Annotated in this window: 17 protein-coding genes; 7 read left to right on the top strand and 10 right to left on the bottom strand. The window is 59.8% G+C overall.

From position 1 onward, the window contains the following. Positions 1-66: 66 nt before the first annotated feature. On the top strand, positions 67-1,188 hold the full coding sequence (locus B498_RS20550; protein ID WP_008499396.1) for a YbdK family carboxylate-amine ligase: 1,122 nt from the start codon (positions 67-69) through the stop codon (positions 1,186-1,188). On the opposite strand, the gene B498_RS20555 is transcribed toward B498_RS20550, so the two are convergent. The 3 genes from B498_RS20555 to B498_RS20565 form a co-directional block, all read right to left on the bottom strand. Next, positions 1,118-4,273 carry an efflux RND transporter permease subunit gene (locus tag B498_RS20555; protein ID WP_008499395.1) on the bottom strand — a complete coding sequence of 1,052 codons (3,156 nt, stop codon included), beginning with the start codon at positions 4,271-4,273 and terminating at the stop codon, positions 1,118-1,120. The two genes, B498_RS20550 and B498_RS20555, sit on opposite strands and share 71 nt — an antisense overlap. 9 nt (positions 4,274-4,282) lie before the next feature. Then, positions 4,283-5,347 (bottom strand): efflux RND transporter periplasmic adaptor subunit, encoded by a 1,065-nt coding sequence (locus B498_RS20560; protein WP_008499394.1) that lies wholly within the window; start codon positions 5,345-5,347, stop codon positions 4,283-4,285. A 105-nt stretch (positions 5,348-5,452) separates the two neighbouring features. Continuing rightward, positions 5,453-8,161, bottom strand: a complete 2,709-nt coding sequence (locus tag B498_RS20565) for a cation-transporting P-type ATPase (RefSeq protein ID WP_008499393.1) — start codon at positions 8,159-8,161, stop codon at positions 5,453-5,455. A 487-nt stretch (positions 8,162-8,648) separates the two neighbouring features. On the opposite strand from B498_RS20565, the gene B498_RS20570 reads away from it, so the two are divergent. Continuing rightward, on the top strand, positions 8,649-8,897 hold the full coding sequence (locus B498_RS20570) for a DUF1158 domain-containing protein (protein WP_008499390.1): 249 nt from the start codon (positions 8,649-8,651) through the stop codon (positions 8,895-8,897). 54 nt (positions 8,898-8,951) lie between these two features. Here B498_RS20570 and B498_RS20575 read toward each other — a convergent pair whose 3' ends face one another. After that, entirely contained in the window at positions 8,952-9,293 is a 342-nt protein-coding gene (locus B498_RS20575) for a RamA family antibiotic efflux transcriptional regulator (protein ID WP_010428317.1), read from the bottom strand. A gap of 32 nt (positions 9,294-9,325) precedes the next feature. Then, positions 9,326-10,429 carry an MBL fold metallo-hydrolase gene (locus B498_RS20580; protein WP_032622650.1) on the bottom strand — a complete coding sequence of 368 codons (1,104 nt, stop codon included), beginning with the start codon at positions 10,427-10,429 and terminating at the stop codon, positions 9,326-9,328. A gap of 190 nt (positions 10,430-10,619) precedes the next feature. Between B498_RS20580 and B498_RS20585 the strand changes: the two genes are divergently transcribed. The 3 genes from B498_RS20585 to nfsB all read left to right on the top strand — a co-directional run bounded on the left by B498_RS20585 (position 10,620) and on the right by nfsB (position 12,342). Continuing rightward, positions 10,620-11,210: a TetR/AcrR family transcriptional regulator gene (locus B498_RS20585; protein ID WP_008499387.1), complete on the top strand. Its 591-nt coding sequence runs from the start codon at positions 10,620-10,622 to the stop codon at positions 11,208-11,210. Beyond that, positions 11,200-11,568: an MmcQ/YjbR family DNA-binding protein gene (locus B498_RS20590; protein ID WP_008499386.1), complete on the top strand. Its 369-nt coding sequence runs from the start codon at positions 11,200-11,202 to the stop codon at positions 11,566-11,568. Before B498_RS20585 ends, B498_RS20590 begins: the two co-directional genes overlap by 11 nt. 120 nt (positions 11,569-11,688) lie before the next feature. Next, complete coding sequence (nfsB, locus tag B498_RS20595) at positions 11,689-12,342, top strand: oxygen-insensitive NAD(P)H nitroreductase (RefSeq protein WP_008499385.1); 654 nt, start codon at positions 11,689-11,691, stop codon at positions 12,340-12,342. A gap of 27 nt (positions 12,343-12,369) precedes the next feature. Here nfsB and B498_RS20600 read toward each other — a convergent pair whose 3' ends face one another. After that, positions 12,370-12,972 carry a hypothetical protein gene (locus B498_RS20600; protein WP_008499384.1) on the bottom strand — a complete coding sequence of 201 codons (603 nt, stop codon included), beginning with the start codon at positions 12,970-12,972 and terminating at the stop codon, positions 12,370-12,372. A 149-nt stretch (positions 12,973-13,121) separates the two neighbouring features. Beyond that, positions 13,122-13,991 (bottom strand): helix-turn-helix transcriptional regulator, encoded by an 870-nt coding sequence (locus B498_RS20605; RefSeq protein ID WP_008499383.1) that lies wholly within the window; start codon positions 13,989-13,991, stop codon positions 13,122-13,124. 107 nt (positions 13,992-14,098) lie between these two features. Here B498_RS20605 and B498_RS20610 point away from each other — a divergent pair, with 107 nt between their 5' ends. Then, complete coding sequence (locus B498_RS20610) at positions 14,099-15,535, top strand: MFS transporter (RefSeq protein ID WP_008499382.1); 1,437 nt, start codon at positions 14,099-14,101, stop codon at positions 15,533-15,535. 65 nt (positions 15,536-15,600) lie between these two features. Further along, complete coding sequence (locus B498_RS20615) at positions 15,601-16,845, top strand: mechanosensitive ion channel family protein (protein WP_008499381.1); 1,245 nt, start codon at positions 15,601-15,603, stop codon at positions 16,843-16,845. On the opposite strand, the gene B498_RS20620 is transcribed toward B498_RS20615, so the two are convergent. The 3 genes from B498_RS20620 to B498_RS20630 all read right to left on the bottom strand — a co-directional run bounded on the left by B498_RS20620 (position 16,846) and on the right by B498_RS20630 (position 20,053). After that, positions 16,846-17,817: a LacI family DNA-binding transcriptional regulator gene (locus tag B498_RS20620; RefSeq protein WP_008499380.1), complete on the bottom strand. Its 972-nt coding sequence runs from the start codon at positions 17,815-17,817 to the stop codon at positions 16,846-16,848. It abuts the gene before it with no gap. Between the two features lie 75 nt (positions 17,818-17,892). After that, entirely contained in the window at positions 17,893-19,035 is a 1,143-nt protein-coding gene (locus B498_RS20625) for a Gfo/Idh/MocA family protein (protein ID WP_008499379.1), read from the bottom strand. Next, positions 19,028-20,053 carry a sugar phosphate isomerase/epimerase family protein gene (locus B498_RS20630; protein ID WP_008499378.1) on the bottom strand — a complete coding sequence of 342 codons (1,026 nt, stop codon included), beginning with the start codon at positions 20,051-20,053 and terminating at the stop codon, positions 19,028-19,030. Before B498_RS20630 ends, B498_RS20625 begins: the two co-directional genes overlap by 8 nt. Positions 20,054-20,065 lie beyond the last annotated feature (12 nt).

Genomic DNA, 20,065 nt, shown 5'->3' with positions numbered 1-20,065 from the left:
CCACCCTGAGACGAGCGCGCCACACCCGTTGTCTATACTCAACATTCACAGACAACGGAGTGCGCCATGCCTTTACCTGATTTTAAATCCTCTGAACCGTTCACCCTTGGCATCGAGCTCGAACTGCAGGTGGTTAACCCGCCGGGGTACGATCTCAGCCAGGACTCCTCCGCGCTCATCGCCGCCGTCAAAGACGACATCAAAGGCGGTGAAGTCAAACACGACATCACCGAAAGCATGCTCGAAATCGCCACCGGCGTGTGTCAGACCATCGATCAGGCGGCGGCGCAGTTCTCGGTGATGCAGCAGAGCATCCTGCGCGCGGCGGCGGAGCAACACATTCAGATCTGCGGCGGCGGGACGCATCCGTTCCAGAAATGGCAGCGTCAGGAGGTGTGCGACGACGAGCGCTATAACGTCACGCTGGAGCGCTTTGGCTATCTGATTTTGCAGGCGACGGTATTCGGCCAGCACGTGCACGTCGGCTGCTGGACCGGGGATGACGCCATTTACCTCCTGCACGGCCTGTCGCGCTTTGTACCGCACTTTATTGCCCTGGCGGCCGCCTCGCCGTACATGCAGGGCACCGACACGAAGTTCTCCTCGTCGCGGCTCAATATCTTCTCCGGGTTCCCGGATAACGGACAGATGCCGTGGGTCAACAGCTGGCAGGAGTTCGAAGGGCTGTTCCGCCGCCTGAGCGCCACCAGCATGATCGACAGCATCAAAGATCTGCACTGGGATATTCGCCCCAGCCCGCATTTTGGCACCGTGGAGGTGCGGGTGATGGATACGCCGCTGACGCTCGGCCACGCGATTAACATCGCCGGGCTGATTCAGGCCACGTCGCACTGGCTGCTGACCACGCGGCCGTATAAGCATCAGGAACGGGATTTTCTGCTCTACCGTTTTAACCGTTTTCAGGCGTGTCGCTACGGGCTGGAGGGGATCCTGACGGACGTGCACACCGGCGAGCACAAAACCCTGGCGGAAGATATCGCCTGGCTGTTGGAGCAGGTGGCGCCGTCGGCCGAGAAGCTCGGCGCGACAAGCGCAATCAATGAAATTGCCCTGCTGTTAAAGCAGGGCAAGAGCGAGGCGCAGCGCATGCGGGACTTTATCGCCGACGGCGGCTCGCTGATTTCTCTGGTGCAGAAGCACTGCGAGCTGTGGGCGACGAGTCCGTAAGGCCGTGGCCCCACTCCCGCAGGCGCTGGAACAGCACGAACAGCGCGGGGATGAACAGAATCCCCACCACGGTCGCCACCAGCATGCCGCTGAAGACCGTGGTGCCGATGATGCGGCGGCTCTGGGCGCCCGCCCCGGTCGCCAGCATCATCGGCAAAACGCCGATAATGAACGACACGGCGGTCATCATCACCGCCCGGAAGCGGCGCGAGGCCCCTTCCCGCGCGGCATCGACAATCGCCATTCCGTCCATACGCCGCGCGCGGGCGAACTCGACGATAAGAATCGCGTTCTTGGCCGCTAACGCGATCAGCAATACCAGACCAATCTGCACGTACACGTCGTTGGCGTAGCCCGTCATCCACAGCCAGACCAGCGCCCCGCCGAGGGCGAACAGCACCGAGAGCATTACGCTCGCCGGAAGCGTCCAGCTCTCGTACTGGGCGACGAGGAACAGCCACGCCATCACCACCGCCGCCAGCACGATCCAGATCGCCTGATTGCCGGTCTGCTGCTCCTGATACGACATGCCGCTCCAGGCGTAGTCGTACCCCGCAGGCAGGCTTGCCGCCAGAATTTCGCCCATCGCCGCCATGGCGGTGCTGCTGCTCACCCCAGACGCTGCCGAGCCGCTCACCGACACCGACGGGAACTGGTTGTACTGCTGGAGGAACGGCGCGCCGACGGTCGGCGTGATGGTGACGAGGTTGCTCAGGCGCACCCGCTCGCCGCTGTTGCTGCGCACGAACAGCTCGCTGATTTGCTCTGCACGCTCGCGCCACTGCATCTCGTTCTGCATCACCACGTGGTAGACGCGGTTGTTGATGCTGAAATCCCCGGCGCGGGTGCCGCCGAAGGCGGTTTGCAGGCTGCTGAAGATGCGCGACACCGGCACGTCGAGACGGGCCGCACGCTCGCGGTCAACGGTCAGCGTCAGCTGCGGCACGTTGCTGCTCCAGGTGGTGAACACGCGGCTCAGCTGCGGGTGCTGGTTGGCTTTTATCAGCACCTCGCGGGTGACGCGCTCCAGCTCCGCCGGGCTCTGCCCCGCCTGCGCCTGGATGCGCAGGTCAAAGCCGGAGGCGTTGCCCAGCCCCGGCAGCGTCGGCGGCGCGAAGGTCATGATGGTCGCCTCCGGCAGGGCCAGCAGCTGGCGCTGAAGAGTACCCATCACCTCATCCAGCGGCGGACGCTCGCTCCAGTCTTTGAGCATGATGGAGATAAACCCGCCGTTGGAGGCGCTGGTGCCGTTGAGGATGTTAAACCCGGAGACCTGAATCACGTCTTCCACCGCCGGATTTTGGGCGATCAGCTCTCGCGCGGTGGTCATCACCGCTTCGGTGCGCTCCAGCGAAGCCGCTTCCGGCAGCTGAACGCTGGCGAAGAAGTAGCCCTGGTCCTCCTGCGGCAGGAAGCCTTTTGGCATCGACATAAAGCTGAACAGCACGACTGCCGACGCGCCAGCGGTGGCCAGCAGCGCCAGCCACGGGCGCAGGTTTAAGACATGCACGAGGCGGGTGTACAAACCGCGCGTGGCGTCCAGCCCGCGGTTGAAGACGCGATAAACGGCCGCCGGTTTCTCCGGGCGCGGACGCAGCAGCATCGCGCACAGCGCGGGCGTCAGGGTCAGCGCCACCAGGCTTGAGAGCGTCACGGCCGTCGAGAGCGTCACCGCGAACTGGCGGTACAGCTCGCCGACAATCCCCGGCAGCAGCGCCACCGGCACAAACACCGCCAGCAGCACCAGCGTGGTGGCAATCACCGGCCCGGCAATCTGGCGCAGCGCCAGCGCGGTCGCCGCCGTGCGGCTCTGCCCTTCCGCCATCAGCGTTTCGACGCTTTCCACCACCACGATGGCGTCATCCACCACCATGGTCAGCGCCAGAATGATGGCGAACAGGCTCAGCGTATTGGCGGAGTAGCCGAGCGCGTAGAGCACCGCAAAGGTGCCCACCAGCGACACCGGAATGGCAAGCGCGACAATCAGCGTCGCGCGCCAGCTTTGCAGGAACAGGGAAACGACCACCACCACCGCCAGCATCGTGAGCGCCAGCGAGGCGCCGATCTCTTTAATGGTGGCGGCGACAAAGGTGGTGGTGTCGAATTTCACCTCATAGACCAGGTCGTCCGGGAAGCGCGTCGAGAGGCGCTCCAGCTCCGCGCGCACCGCGTCGGCCACGCGCAGGGCGTTGGCGGACGGCGTCGGGTAGATACCCAAATAGGCGGAGTCGTGCCCGTTCAGCTGCGCGCCGGAGCTGTAGCTGCGCGAGCCGAGCTCGATGGTGGCGACGTCCTTCAGGCGCACCAGCTGGCCCATTTCCCCCGCGCGGATGATGATATCGGCAAACTCGTCGGCCTGGCTTAAGCGCCCCAGCCCGTTGATGGTCAGGGTCTGCTGCTGGCCGTTAAACACCGGCGGGGTGCCCACCTGGCCGGCCGCCCCCTGCACGTTCTGCTCTCGCAGCGCCTGCGCCACGTCATCGGTGGTGACGTTCAGGGCGTTCATGCGGTCCGGGCGCAGCCAGATGCGCATGCTGTAGTCGCGCGCGCCGAACATCTGCACCTGCCCCACGCCGGGCAGACGCGACAGCGCCTCGCGCACCTGGGTGCTGGCGTAGTTGCTGACGAACAGCGGCGTGTGGGTGTTATTCGGTGAGTAAAGACTTACCCCCATCATCAGGTTGGTGGCCCGCTTGCGCACCTGCACGCCGTTTTGCTGCGCCTCGGTGGGCAGCTGCGCCACGGCCTGCGCCACGCGGTTTTGCACGTCGATGGCGGCGAGATCCGGCTCGGTCCCCGCCGCAAAGGTGATGTTCAGGCTGTAAGTGCCTTCGTCCGAGCTGGTGGACTCCATGTAGAGCATATGGTCCACGCCGTTCAGCTGCGTCTCCAGCGGCGTGGCGATGGCCTCCGCCACGTCGGCCGAGCTGGCGCCCGGCCAGCTGGCAGAGACGTTCACCACCGGCGGCGCGATCTGCGGGTACTGCTCCACCGGGATAATCCTCAGCGCGATGGCCCCCAGCAGGGTGATGACCAGCGCAATCACCATCGCGAAGCGCGGGCGTTTGATGAAAAACGTCAGCATGATGGCTCCTTAATTGAGTATCTGGACGGCAGCGCCGGGCTGCACGCGCTGCGCGCCGTCAGTAATCGCTCGCTCACCGGGCTTCACGCCGGAGGCAATCTGAAACTGCTGGCCGATCTGCCCGGCCACGTTCAGCAGGCGCATTTCGGCGTTGCCGTCGGCATTAACCACCCAGGCAAAGAAGCCGTCGCCGTTCTGCTGGACCGCTGCGGCAGGCAGGGTCAGCACCGGCTGCTCGCTTGCCGGGCGCAAAAACACATTCACGTTGCCGCCGGGCAGCAGCTGATGGCGCGGATTGGCAAACTCGGCGCGCAGCATCACGCTGGCGGTACGCGGGTCAACGCGGTTATCCACTGACGTCAGCTCGCCGCTGACGCGCTGGCCGTTGCTGTCGATCAGCGCCTGCCAGGCACGCTTCATGGCGTTGATATCCGCATACTGTCCGGCTTTGGCGGCAAATGCCCCCTCTTCCAGCGCAAAGGCGATGCGGATCGGGTCAAGCTGCACCACCTCCACTAAAACGCCGCTCGCCGGGTTGACCAGGCTACCCACGTGGAAGCTGCTGTGCCCCACGCGGCCGTCAATCGGCGAGGTGATGCGGGTGTAGCTCAGGGTGACGCGGCGGGCGTCGAGCCGGGCCTTCGCCTGCTCGAGAGCGGCGCTGGCGACGTCGCGCTGCATGCGGGCGTTGTCCACGTCGTGGCGGCTGATGGCGTTGCTGCTGCCGAGACTTTCAAAGCGGGAAAGCTGCTGCTGCGCCTGGCGCAGCGTGGCTTCGGCGCTTTTCACTTCGGCCTGCGCCAGGCGCAGGGCGGCGCGCGGCTCGGCGTCGTCCAGCTCAAACAGCACGTCGCCTTTTTTCACGTACTGCCCGCCGCGGAAGTGGATTTTGGTAATCGCGCCCTCCGTGCGTGCGCGTAGCTCAACGGTGTGAATGGCTTCGATGCGGCCCGGGATCTGGCGCTCGGCGGCATGGGCGGTTTGCTCCACGGTGGCGACGCGAACGGGAATGGCGGCAGCGAATGCGGGTGGCAGAGTGCAGGCGAGGAGCGCGAACAGGAGTGGGAGTTTCATGGGAGTACCTCAGGGTTGTTGCCCTCACCCCGGCCCTCTCCCACAGGGAGAGGGAGGTCAGAGTCCCCTCTCCCCGTGGGAGAGGGTTAGGGTGAGGGCAAAAGGTTATGCAGCCTTACGGAACCTGCGGGTCAGCCGCTTCTCGAATTCGACGACGAAGAACATCACGCCTGCAACGGCCAGGGTCACAAACCAGTAGCGCAGCGGCAGGGCTTCGGTACCGAACAGCATCTGCATAAACGGCAGGTAGATAATCGCCGCCTGGAGCAGGAACAGCACGCCCGTCACCAGCCAGATCCCTTTGTTCGCCAGCAGGCCGCGGTTGAGGGAGAACCCTTCGGTGTTGCGGCAGTTAATCATGTATACCCACTGGGCGCAGACCAGCATCTGCAGCAGCACGGTGCGGATGAACTCCGCGCTGTGGCCGCGCGGGGCCAGCCAGGCTTCCAGCGCAAAGGCGGCGATGGCAATCATGGTGCCGACGAAGGCCACGCGCCAGACGGCGTAGGCGTCCATCACGTGCTGGCCGGTCTGACGCGGCGGACGGCGCATGATGTTGCGCTCGGCGGCTTCAAAGGCCAGGCCGAAGGAGAGCGTGGCGGAGGTCGCCATGTTCATCCACAGGATCAGCACCGGCGTCAGCGGAATGATGTTCCCCGCCAGCAGCGCAATCACAATCAGCAGCCCCTGCGCCAGGTTGGTCGGCATGATGAACAGGATGGTCTTCTTCAGGTTGTCGTAAACGCGACGCCCCTCTTTCACCGCGCTGGCAATGGTGGCGAAGTTATCGTCCGTCAGGACCATGTCCGCCGCCTCTTTGGTCACTTCCGTGCCCTTAATGCCCATCGCAATGCCCACGTCCGCCTGACGCAGCGCCGGGGCGTCGTTCACGCCGTCGCCGGTCATGCCGACAATTTCACCTTTGTCCTGCAGCGCTTTCACCAGTCGCAGCTTATGCTCCGGGCTGGTACGGGCGAAGATGTCATACTTCACCGCGGCTTCCGCCAGCGCGGCATCGTCCATCTTCTCCAGCTCATAGCCGGTGACCGCCTGCTCGCTGTTGCAGATCCCCAGCATCTGCCCGATGCTCATTGCCGTCTGCGGGTGATCGCCGGTGATCATCTTCACGCGGATCCCCGCCTGCTGGCAGGCGTTAATCGCGTCAATCGCTTCCGGGCGCGGCGGATCCATCATCCCGGCGATGCCGAGGAAGATCAGGCCGTGGCTCAGGTCATCGTGCGTCAGTTCCTGCTCGCCGTTCGCCGGCTTGAACGCCGCGGCGACCATGCGCAGCCCCTGACGCGCATAGCGCTCCATCTCACTTTCCCAGTACGCGCGGTTGAAGGCTTCCGCACCGTGACGGGTCTGCTGCTGCGCGCAGAGGGCGAAAATGACGTCCGGCGCCCCGGTGATCAGGATCTGCTCCTCACCGCCAATCTGGTAGTGGGTGCTCATGTACTTGTACTGCGAGTCGAACGGGATTTTGTTAACCAGCGTGGTCATCACCGGCTCAAGGTTGGCTTTCGCCGCCAGCACCTTCAGCGCGCCCTCGGTTGGGCCGCCGGTGATGCCCCACAGCCCGCGATCGTCCTGAATCAGCTGGCTGTCGTTACACAGGTCGATGGTGCGCAGGTACTGCTCCAGCACGGTGCCCGGCTGGATGTGGACCGGCTCGTCGCTGCCTTCCAGGTAGAGGTTGCCCACCGGCTCGTAGCTGTTGCCGTCCACGCGGTAGCAGGCGTCGGCGGTGATGATAGCTTTGACCGTCATCTCGTTCATGGTCAGGGTGCCGGTTTTATCCGAGCAGACCACGGTCATCGCGCCAAGCGTTTCCACCGTCGGCAGCTTGCGGATAATCGCCCGCTTGCGCGCCATCGCCTGCACGCCCAGGGAGAGGATGATGGAGATAATCGCCGGCAGACCTTCCGGTACGGAGGCGACCGCCAGGCTGATCAGGGAGAGCAGCAGCTCGCCCATTGGGATCTCGCGGAACGCCAGGCTGAAGACAAACAGCGCGGCCATCATCGCCAGAATAATCGCAAAGATCGCCTTACCCAGCTTGTCCATCTGCACCAGCAGCGGCGTACGGTGCTTCTCGATACCCGCCATCATCTGGTTGATGTGGCCGAGTTCCGTATCCTGACCGGTGGCGGTGACCACGCCGACGCCGCCGCCCGCGCTGACGGTCGTTCCGGAGAAGACCATGTTGGTGCGATCGCCCAGCGGTAATTCGCCGCTCAACGGATTAACGTGTTTATCCACCACGGTGGATTCACCGGTCAGAATCGCCTCTTCCACGCGTAAATTATGCGCTTCAATTAAACGCATATCCGCCGGAATACGATCCCCCGCGCGTAATACAATAATATCGCCCGGGACTATTTCAGTTGTGGGAATTGTTTCATGGTTGCCGTTACGAATAACGCGCGCCTCGCTGGCGAGCATATTACGAATACTCTTCAGGGATTTTTCCGCGTTGCTTTCCTGAATATGACCAATTAAGGCATTGATTACCGCCACGCCCAAAATAACCAGCGTATCGACCCAGTGGCCCATTACTGCCGTTAATACAGCGGCGGCCAGCAGGACATAAATCAGGACATCATTAAAATGGGCCAGGAAACGCAGCCAGGCGGATTTCCCTTTTTTCTCCGGCAGCGCGTTCGGCCCTGTTTTTTGCAGACGCGCCTGCGCCTCTGCACGGTCCAGACCGCAGGCCTGGCTCTGCGCGTGTGCAAGCACCTGCTCTACGGTCTGCTGGTATGCCAGCCCGCCGGAAGGCGGCACGTTCGGAATCACTTTTTTTTCAGTCATCGTATTTTTCCTTCAATTTCCGGTGAACAGAAGCCTGAATTCCTTTCGGGCTTAAATAAATCATTTTAAAGTCTTGCGGGTAAAATTGATCTACCGCAATATAATGACTTCTCGGTTATTCAAAACTGATTAAAACTATTTCGACGATCTGATTTTTACAAAATATTTCTAAACCAAAACTAAACGAGGGGGAACCATGTGGGGTATTTATCGCGGGCGCAGGCTGGTGTTATACGTTATCGCGGCCATTGTTATTGCCACGTTAATTGGTTATAGCACCTATACATTTGTAAAATTATTTTCCTGATGCGGACGTTTATTTACACTACGCGATAATTATTTAATCGCGTCTGGGATATTTATCTATTTCTGTTAATTATTCACAGAATAGCGCATTCGTTTTATCCGTAAACGTGCGCCGGGTTTATATTGCTTTACGTTCCGGGATGCCGGACAATGACATTTTTAACTGACGATTAACATTACGATGAAACACCCGCTAGAGTCGCTGCTCACCGCAGGCGGCATTTTATTGCTGGCACTGCTTTCATGCCTGCTGCTCCCTGCGCCTTCGCTTGGGCTGGTACTGGCGCAGAAGCTGGTTCAGACCTTTCACATGGTCGATCTTAACCAGCTCTATACCATTCTGTTCTGCGTGTGGTTTTTACTGCTCGGGGCGATTGAATTCTTTGTGCTGCGTTTCATCTGGCGACGCTGGTTTTCACTGGCGTCGTGAGCCCATAAAAAGGCCGGGTGGCGGCTACGCCTTACCCGGCCTACACGCGACAGGTTAATGTGTCTGGCTATGGTTCTCTTTACGGTACGCGCCAGGCGGCTGGTTGAACGTGCGGGTAAAGATGCGGGTAAACGTCTGCTGCGAGTCAAACCCGTAACGCAGGCAGATGTCGTACACCCGGGCGTCGGATTCACGGAGATCGCGCGCCGCCAGCAGCAGCTTGCGTTCACGGATATAGCGCCCCAGACTCTCCCCTTTGTACTGCATAAACAACCGCTGCAGGTGCCACTTCGAGTAACCCGCGTGGCGGGCAATCTCTTCTATTCGTAATGGCTGGTGCAGATTGTCGTCGATCCATTCGACGATAGTGTCGATGACTTGAGCGGAAATGGTCATACTGCTGTCCCCCTCTGCTTCTCGCTTAAACATTATTCCCACCACGCACGAAAGGTTTGCGCGGTGTCGCTTACCCGGACGGGCTCGCCCAGTTCCGGCGTCAGCAACCGATAATTTTTATCCTGGCTGGCTTTTGCCAGCTGGATCAGCGGATCGTTCCAGGCGTGTTTCGCCAGCACGAAGCGTCCGTTATGACCGGGCACCACGGCTTTCGCGTTCAGATCCGCCGAGGCCTGCGCCGTTTCCTCCGGCAGCATGTGGATGTACTTCCAGTCCTGGTCGTACTGGCCGTTTTCCATGATGGCGACGTCCACTTCGCCAAACTGTTCACCGATGGCCCTGAAGTGCGGGCCGTAACCGGAATCCCCGCTGTAGTAAACCTTCTGCTCTGGCGTGACGAACATGAAGCTGCCCCACAAGGTGCGATCGCGTTTGATGCCGCGGCCGGAGAAGTGACGTGCCGGCAGAACGTGCACCGTCAACGCATCGCTGATGCGCACCGACTGGTTCCAGTCACGCTCGTCAATAATCTCGGGCTTCATCCCCCAGTAACGCAGGTGGGAGCCGACGCCCAGCGGCGTCACCACCCGCTTCACCTTCGGCAGTAGCGCCCTGATGGTGGCGTAATCCAGATGATCGTAGTGATCGTGCGAGATAATCAGCAGGTCGATCGCCGGCATAATTTCTGCCCGCCACGGATACTCGCCGGCAAAGGCCTTATTGAGGAACGAAAACGGCGCGGCATAGTTGCCAAGAACCGGGTCAATCAGGATGCGTTTGCCCGCGAGCTGCAGATACCACGAGGAGTGACCAAGCCACACCAGGGTGTCCTGCTCCAGCGGCAGGTTCGCAAGATCGGTTTTCACCAGCGGCAGGGGCTGGGCCGGGCGGGCGTTTTCGGTTTTTTTGGTCAGAAACTCCCACATCGCGACCAGCATATTTTTGTCACCGTTATAACCCGGCGTCGGCAGCGTATTGTGGAATTTCCCCTCGCGATACTGTGGAGAGGCCTCCACTTCAGTAAGCCGTTCACCCTGCGGCGGCTGGCCGAATCCGGCATTCAGAACAAACGGTAAACTCGCGGCTGAAGCAATAATCATGATTAACACCACGCAGATGAAGAGAGGTTTTTTCATATCCTGACCCGAAAACGCGCCCCATCCGATAGCGTGCGCAGGGTAAACTTGATTATGAGTGAGTAAGCACTCATTATAGATGTGATGATAAAGTCGTCAAGACGTTTTCGATCTTTGACATTCCGCGTTGCAGCGTGTCAAAGCACGTGTTTCAATCAGGGTTTTTATAATTGACAGGAGGAAAAATTTAGTGGCACGTCCGAAGAGTGAAGATAAAAAACAGGCCTTACTGGACGCCGCAACCACGGCGTTTGCACAGTCAGGTATTGCCGCCTCAACGGCGCTCATTGCCCGTAAGGCGGGCGTCGCCGAAGGCACCCTGTTCCGCTACTTTGCTACGAAAGACGATCTGCTGAATGCCCTCTATCTGCACCTGAAGCAGGATCTCTGCCAGACCATGCTGGCGAACCTCGATCGTACCATCACGCTGCCCAAAGAACATACCCGCAATATCTGGAACAGCTATGTGGACTGGGGTATTCGTAACCCCGTTGCCCATGCGGCGATCCGCCAGATTGGCGTCAGTGAAAAGCTGAGCGCCGAAACGGAACAGGCGGTGAAAGAGATGTTCCCGGAGCTGCATGAGCTCTGCCGCCGCTCGGTGCGTCAGGTGTTTATGTCTGATGAATTTAAAACGTTTGGCGATGCGCTTTTCTTATCGCTGGCCGAAAGCACGATGGAATTTGCCACCCGCGATCCGTCCCGCGCCGTTGAGTTTAAAGCGCTCGGCTTTGAGGTAATGTGGCGCGGACTTGCCCAGGAAGAGAGTGATGGACAGTAAAACGTTGCAGGAACACGCAAAACGCGTGGCGCTGGAGCTGCCGTTCACCGAACACTGCTGGCCGTTTGGGCCGGAGTTTGACGTGTTTAAAGTGGGCGGGAAAATTTTCATGATTGTGGCCGTCGCCCACGGGCGGCCGCACGTTAGCCTGAAGTCAGACCCGGAAAAATCGCTGTTAAATCAGCAGATTTATCGCGGCGTTGAACCGGGCTATCACCTCAACAAAAAGCACTGGATTTCCCTTTACGGTACGGACGACGTGACGCCGGAACTGGTTACCGATCTCATCAATGATTCCTGGCATCTGGTGGTGGATAAACTGCCGAAAAAAGACCAGGAGTGGATCCGGCCGGTCTGATTGTTCGTCTGAGACGAACAGATTAAGCGCTCGAATTGCCCTTATCTTTTTCCGCGTCCCGCTGTAATCTGCTCACCTTTCGCGCCCGCACGCGGGCGAATTTCATCATCAGGAGTTGTTATGGATATCATTTCTGTTGCGCTGAAACGCCACTCCACCAAGGCGTTCGACGCAAGCAAAAAACTGACCGCTGAAGAAGCGGAAAAAATCAAAACCCTGCTGCAGTACAGCCCGTCCAGCACCAACTCCCAGCCGTGGCACTTTATTGTCGCCAGCACCGAGGAAGGAAAAGCGCGCGTGGCGAAATCCGCGGCGGGCACCTATGTGTTCAACGAACGCAAAATGCTGGATGCTTCTCACGTGGTGGTGTTCTGCGCGAAAACCGCGATGGACGACGCCTGGCTGGAGCGCGTTGTCGATCAGGAAGAGGCCGATGGTCGCTTTAATACCCCGGAAGCGAAAGCGGCAAACCATAAGGGCCGTACCTACTTTGCCGACATGCACCGCGTGGATCTGAAAGATGACGACCAGTGGATGGCGAAGCAGGTTTACCTGAACGTCGGTAACTTCCTGCTGGGCGTGGCTGCGCTGGGCCTGGACGCGGTACCGATTGAAGGTTTCGACGCCGCGATCCTCGACGAAGAGTTTGGCCTGAAAGAGAAAGGCTTCACCAGCCTGGTGGTGGTGCCGGTTGGGCATCACAGCGTGGAAGATTTCAACGCCACGCTGCCGAAATCTCGCCTGCCGCTGAGCACGACTGTGACCGAGTGCTAAACAAAACGGGCCGCTCTGTGCGGCCCGTTACGCTTTACTGATGACTAACCTGCGATGTGGGTGCACATCACGATCGTGTCCCCAGGCAAACGCAATCCAGCGCTCTTCCAGCTCGGCATATGAGCTCACCGGCGTTAAGTGCCACTCTTCTCCTACCGTACCGTCAGCCACGCTTATCCGATAATTCATGCTGAACGCCCAGTCTATCATGCGTAACCAAAACCGCTGTCCGTCGCCGGTTTGTTCGCTGTCAGACACAACAATGTCGTATTCGCTTAGCACCCATTGAAAGAAGGATTGTGGTAAACCACTTATAACCCGCTGATGGACAGCGCGTGGCGTACGCCACACCATGACCTGTGTCGCAGCACCGTGGGGGAACGTAATTTCTTTATGAAACGTCAGCTTGACCGCATACGCCGTATAGGGTTTTCCGTCCTCGGTAGTCACGAGACGGTATTCATCGCCGTAGCGCGATTTTAACAAGCGATATCCCACAGGCAGCATAAATCCGGGCAGATGAAAATCCACCGTACCCCGCGCAAGAAACGCTTCGGTATGTTCGACGTTTCGGGAGATAAGGCCTAATTTTTGGCTGAAATCTGCGGAATCAATCATCAGTGGCGACATGGTGGTTTCTCATGGCGTGAGTATAGACGACTTAACACCCCGTCGAAATGATGTCGATTCAGTGATGGGTTTAAGTTAACCCCCACATTACGCCAGTCTTCTCCACTTAGCAGAGACGGCTCTTATTCCCTGAAAGCCCCTCGCAAAAATTATTTCCCCTGCGCCGCCAGCCACGCCATCGCCCGCTCTCCCGCCTCATCCACCGGCAGATACACCAGAAGCCGCGATCCGTTTCGCGGCGCGGAATACCAGTACATCTGCTGCAGCGTAAAATCCCCCAGCTCGGGATGAGTAAACAGCTTGAGCTGGTTCTCCACGCCGCGCACGTCGTTGCGCTGGTGCCACAGGGTTTTAAACTCTTCGGACACTGCAAAGAAGCGCGCCAGCTTGGCCTCCCACAGCGGATCGCCCCGGTGTTCGGCCATCGCCGCGCGAAAATAGGAGACAAAGATGGGCAGCACGTCGTCGCGTCTGCCGAGGCGCGCGCGCCACGCCGGATGCGTGAGGAACAGATAAATACAGTTGCGATCTTCGGGAGGGATGTCATTGAAATCGACGCCCATCAGATGCCCGAAGCTGTCGTTCCACGCCACGATATCGAAGTTCGGTTTCTGAATGCTGGCGGGTTTCGGCATCAGCGTATCCAGCAGGCGGCGCGTGCCTTCGCTAATGCCCTCGCAGCAGACCGCCTGCGGCGCTTCACCCGGCGGTAAACCTGCTAACACAAACAGGTGCCGGGCCTCGGTCGGGGTACATTGCAGCGCTTTTGCCACGGCCGCCATCACCGCGCTGGACGGATTGACGTCCCTGCCCTGCTCAAGCCAGGTGTACCAGGTGACGCCTACATCAGCGAGCATCGCCACCTCTTCCCGGCGCAGGCCCGGCGTGCGGCGGCGACCGCTGCGCGGCAAACCTAAGCGCTGCGGATCGAGACTTTCCCGCCGGGCGCGTAAAAATGCCCCGAGCTGTTTTCGGGTGTCATCCTGACGTGAAACGACCGGTTCAGACATCAGCGCCATAAATCCCCCTGCATGGTAGTGCCAGTACCAGTATAAGCAAGAACTGGTACCCGTTTATCTGATGGTAGATGCTACGACCATCTGTTGAATGACGCAATGGAGTTACCATGAATACGTCAGTTGTTTCACCGGGTCGCGCTGGCTTGATATTGCTGTTAACCGGCCAGATGCTGCCCATGATTGATACCTCAATCACTAACGTGGCGCTGGATGCCATCACCCATTCACTGCATGCGACCGCTACCGAACTGGAGCTGATCGTCGCCCTCTACGGCGTGGCCTTTGCCGTCTGCCTCGCGCTCGGCAGCAAGCTGGGGGATAACTTTGGCCGTCGTCGTCTGTTCATGTGGGGTGTGGCGAGCTTTGGCCTGGCCTCGCTGCTGTGCGGAATGGCGGGGAACATTGAACAGCTGCTCGCCGCGCGCATCGTTCAGGGCGCGGGGGCCGCACTGATCGTGCCGCAAATTCTTGCCACGCTGCACGTCACGCTGAAAGGCACCGCCCACGCCAAAGCCATCAGCCTGTTCGGCGGCATCGGCGGGATTGCGTTTATCGTGGGACAAATGGGCGGCGGCTGGCTGGTATCGGCGGATATCGCCGGGCTGGGCTGGCGTAACGCCTTCTTTATCAACGTGCCGATTTGTCTGGTGGTGCTGGCGCTGAGCCGCCGCTTCGTACCGGAAACCCGTCGCGAGACGCCGTCACGCATCGACTGGCCGGGTACCGCGCTGCTGGCGGTCATGCTTTGCTGCCTGCTGTTCCCGATGGCGCTCGGCCCCCAGTGGCACTGGTCCTGGCCGCTGAAGGCGATGCTGCTCGCCCTTGTCCCGCTGGCCTGGCTGATGGCGCTGAACGCGCGCAAAAAAGAGCGTGAGAATGCCCACCCGCTGATCCCGCCGCGCCTGCTTGCGCTTCGCAGTGTGCGCTTTGGTGTCCTGATTGCGATGCTCTTTTTCAGCGCCTGGTCCGGGTTTATGTTCTGTATGGCGCTGACCATGCAAACCGGTCTGGGGATGGCGCCGTGGCAGTCCGGGAACAGTTTTATCGCCCTTGGCGTGACCTACTTTGTTTCGGCCTGGTTCGCGCCGCGGCTGATTGCCCGCTACAGCACCAGCACAATCCTGCTGACGGGTCTGGCGATCCAGATTACCGGCCTGCTGGCGCTGATCGCCACGTTCCGCGTTTGGGGCATGGAGAATACCACCCTGACGCTGGCACCCGCGACCGGACTGGTGGGCTACGGGCAGGCGCTGATCGTGAACAGCTTCTATCGCATCGGGATGCGCGACATTCAGCCTGACGACGCGGGAGCCGCGAGCGCCATTTTAAGCACCCTGCAGCAGGCCGCGCTGGGCCTTGGCCCGGCCATTTTTGGCGCCATTTTGCTGCACGCGCTTCAAAACCATCACGGGGATTACACCCAGGCGGTGAACGTCTTCCTGATGGTGGAAACGACCATGATGGTGGTGCTGGCCCTGGCGACGCTGCGTATCCGCCATAGCCTGTGCCTGCCGGTGGCGAAGATCTGTCAGGCCGCCAAATAAGTTCGTGAATTTGCATAATAGATCCGCAGCCGCCATTATGGGGCTGCAAAAATACAGGAGACGTTATGCAGGAATTGATTGCTCAGGTTGAAGAGTTAGGCATTGAAATTAATCACACCACCTCTTTAGTGATTATCTTTGGTATTATTTTTCTTACCGCCATCATCGTTCATTTTATTCTGCACAAAGGGGTACTTCGCGCATTCGAAAAGCGCGCGCAGGCCAGCAGCCATTTATGGCTGCAGATCATCACCCAGAATAAATTATTTCACCGTCTGGCCTTTACCCTACAGGGGATAATCGTCAACGTCCAGGCGGTACTGTGGCTGCAAAAAGGCAGCGAAGCGGCGGAAATACTCACCACCTGCGCGAAGCTGTGGGTGATGGTCTATGCCCTGCTCTCCTTCTTCTCGCTGCTGGACGTGATTTTCAATCTGTCGCAGAAAATGGCCACCGCGTCGCAGCTGCCGCTGAAGGGGATTTTCCAGGGCATCAAGCTGGTGAGCGCCATTCTGGTGGGGATATTGATTATCTCCCTGCTGATTGGCCAGTCTCCGGCGATTCTGATCAGCGGTCTGGGCGCCATGGCCGCCGTGCTGATGCTGGTGTTTAAAGATCCGATACTTGGACTTGTAGCGGGTATCCAGCTTTCCGCCAACGATATGCTCAAGCTCGGCGACTGGCTGGAGATGCCGAAATACGGTGCCAACGGCACGGTGACGGATATCGGCCTGACCACCGTGAAAGTGCGCAATTTCGATAATACGATTACGACCATTCCGACGTGGGCGCTGGTCTCCGACGCCTTTATCAACTGGAGCGGCATGTCGGCCTCCGGCGGACGACGCATTAAGCGCAGCCTGAACATTGATACCACCAGCATTCATTTTCTCGACGAGCAGGAGCAGCAGAAACTCATTCAGGCGAAACTGCTGAAGCCTTATCTGGCCGCACGCCATGAGGAAATTAGCCTCTGGAATCAGAAAAACGGTGAAGGGGAATCGGTATTAAACCTGCGCAAGTTGACTAATATTGGCACCTTCCGCGCCTACCTGAACGAATATCTGCGCAACCACCCGCGCATTCGTAAAGATATGACGCTGATGGTGCGTCAGCTCGCGCCTGACGCGAATGGCCTGCCGATTGAAATATATGCCTTCACCAACACGGTGGTCTGGGCAGAATATGAGGAGATTCAGGCCGACATCTTCGACCATATTTTCGCGGTGGTGGATGAATTTGGTCTGCGCATTCACCAGTCGCCAACCGGGAACGATATTCGCTCCCTGGCTGGCGTCATCGCGCAATAATCAGGTGCTGGCGCGGGAAATAAAGCGCCAGTCCATCATCACCCTTTCCGTGGGCGCGTCCGGGTTGTCGATCTTATTTAAGAGAAGATCGACCGCCTTGCGCCCGATATCCCGCGACGGCTGTTCGATGGTGGTGAGCGAAATCATGTCCGCCAGCTCCGTACCGTCAAAGCCGACCACGGCAATATCCTCCGGCACCCGAAGACCTGCCTGCTGAATGGCGCGCAGCGCGCCCGCCGCCAGCGTATCGGAAACGGCAAATACCGCATCCGGCGGATTATTTTTTAACAGGTTTTGCATCGCCGCCATGCCCGCCCCGGAGCTGAGATCGCTGGCATACTCCACCGCCTGATAGTCCAGATCGCGCAGGTGGATCACGCTCTTGTAGCCGCGTTCGCGCAGGCGGGCATATTTGTAGCTGAGATCGTGGTTGATCATCGCGATACGCTTGCGGCCGCCGTCGGCCAGCTGGCTGACGGCATGCTGTGAAGCGTCCACATCATTGATGCCGACGCAGGAGACCGCGCCCGCATCGGCATATTCGGCGCACTGCACCCACGGTGCAGAACCAATCAGCGCGGCAAGTTCCGGCAGCTTCGAGAAGGCGTCCATGGTGATAATGCCGTCGACGATTTTGCCGGAGAGCAGGCTTAAGCCCGAGCGGGAGCGCTCGATGTCCGAGCCGGAGTTGCACAGCAGAATGCGGTAGCCGTTTTTCTCCGCCTCGGCTTCGATGCCCTTCACCACTTCGGCGCAGAACGGGTTGGCAATGTTGGACACCATCACCAGGATCATATAGCTGCGAGCGGTGCGCAGCTGACGGGCGAGCAGGTTTGGCTGGTAGTTGCTCTCCTGAATCGCCCGCAGAACGCGCTCGCGGTTTTTCGCCTTCACGGTGTCGCTGTTATTCAGCACGCGGGAGACCGTCGCCACGGAGACCCCGGCCAGCTGAGCGATTTTCTGAATTGACATAGCGACGACACATCCTGCGGTTAGCGTTTTGTGCAGGCTACCATAAATTTATTGCCCGGCGAACCGGGCAACGCGTTATTGTTCCACGCGCACCCAGCGCTGCTGCTGATGGCTTTTCACAATAGCATCAATGATATACATCACGTTTGCGCCATCGTGAAACGTCGCAAACTGCGGCGTATCCGGCATCGCGCCCGCCTGCACGGCGCGGTAGAACTGCGCCATCATATTTTTGAAGGCGTCCGGCCAGCCCTCGATATGTCCGCCGGGGAAGTGGGCGCTGTCGGCCACGTCAGGGTTCATCAGCCCCGGATCGTCGGTGAGCGTCTGGTTGGCCTGCGCGCGATGGCCGATCCACAGCTGCTGCGGCACCTCCTGGTCCCACGCCAGCGAGCGCTCGCTGCCGTTGATCTCAAACGTCAGGCGGTTTTTACGCCCGGCGCTCACCTGCGAGATGCTAAAGCAGCCCTTGCTGCCGTCGTCAAAGCGGAACAGCACCGAGCCGAAGTCTTCGGTCGTGACCGGTTTGTCTACATACTCCGCCTGCTCGTCGTGGGAGAAGGTTTGATTCCCGACCTTGCTGGCCCTGCGCGTCGGCCAGACGATGGATAAATCAGCCATCACCTCGGTAATGCGCCGCCCGGTAACGAACTGCACCGTGTCGCACCAGTGGGAGCCGATATCCGCCACCGCGCGCGATGCGCCGCCGAGCGCGGCATCCACCCGCCAGTTGTAGTCGGTTTCCAGCAGCATCCAGTCCTGTAGGTAGCTGCCGTGTGAGGCAAAAATCCGCCCGAGGCTGCTTGCGCGCATCATGCTCGCCGCCTGACGCACCATCGCAAACTGGCGATAGACAAAGCTCACGCCATGCACCACGCCCGTCTGCTCCGCCAGCGCCACCAGCTCGCGCGCCTCGTCCGGCGTCATGCACAGCGGCTTTTCGGAAAACACGTGCTTGCCCGCGCGCAGGATCTGGCGGTTAATCTGTGCGTGCAGGTGGTTCGGCGTGCAGTTGTGCACCACGTGCAAATCAGGGTGCGCGAGCAGCTCCTCAACGCTACCGTACGCGTGCGGTACGTTTAGCAGGCGCGCCTTTTCCTGCGCCTTAACGAGCGAGCCGTCGCACAGCGCGACCACCTGAACAAACCCAAGGCGCCTGAGCGCCTCGATATGCGCCGGGCCGATAAACCCGCTGCCGATAATTCCGACGTTAATCATGCTTGCCTCCAGCGGCGAAATCATCAAACGCGCGTCCGGAGACCGGAATGATGTGGCGGCGGATAAACTCGCTGCCTTCACTCGCCCCGGTATCGCCATCCTTCAGGCAGCACTCCCACTCCAGCACCGCCCAGCCGTCGTAGTCGTACTGGGTCAGCTTGCTGAAAATGCCCTTAAAGTCGATCTGCCCGTCGCCGAGCGACCGGAAGCGTCCGGCGCGGTTGATCCACGGCTGGTAGCCGCCGTACACGCCGCTGCGCCCGTTCGGGCGGAACTCCGCATCCTTCACGTGGAACGCCCTGATGCGCGCGTGGTAGATGTCGATAAAGGCCAGGTAGTCCATCTGCTGCAGCAGCATGTGGCTCGGATCAAAGAGAATGTTGCAGCGCGGGTGGTTATCCACCAGCGCCAGAAAACGCTCGAAGGTCACGCCGTCGTGCAGATCTTCCCCCGGATGCAGCTCAAAGCAGACGTCCACCCCCTGCTCGTCGAAGGTATCCAGAATCGGCCGCCAGCGGTTTGCCAGCTCCCCGAACGCTTCCTGAAAACGCTGTTCGTTATGCGGCGGCCACGGGTAGAAAAACGGCCAGGCCAGCGAGCCGGAGAAGGTGGCGTGCGCTTTCAGGCCTAATCTGGCCGAGGCGACCGCCGCCTGTTTCAGCTTCTCCGTGGCCCACGCCCGGCGCGCCGCATCGTTACCGCGCACGGACGTGGGCGCGAAGTGATCAAACGCGTCGCTGTAAATCGGGTTTACCGCGACAAGCTGCCCTTCCAGATGGGTCGACAGTTCGCTGATAACCAGCCCGTGCGCGGCCAGCTTAGCGGTGATGTCATCGCAGTAGGCCTGGCTCTCAGCCGCTTTCTCGACGTCAAAAATATGCGGATGGTTGCAGGGGATCTGCACCGCTTTATAGCCCTTTGAAGCCGCCCACCCTGCAAGCCCGTCGAGCGTGTTGAACGGTGCTTCCTCGCCGATAAACTGCGAGAGAAAAATGCCGGGTCCTTTTATCGTCCTCATACCACCTCCTGA

The sequence above is a fragment of the Enterobacter sp. SST3 genome (genome assembly GCF_000286655.1).
Taxonomy (GTDB): Bacteria; Pseudomonadota; Gammaproteobacteria; order Enterobacterales; family Enterobacteriaceae; genus Enterobacter; species Enterobacter roggenkampii.
This window is presented reverse-complemented; position numbering and strand designations above follow the sequence as displayed.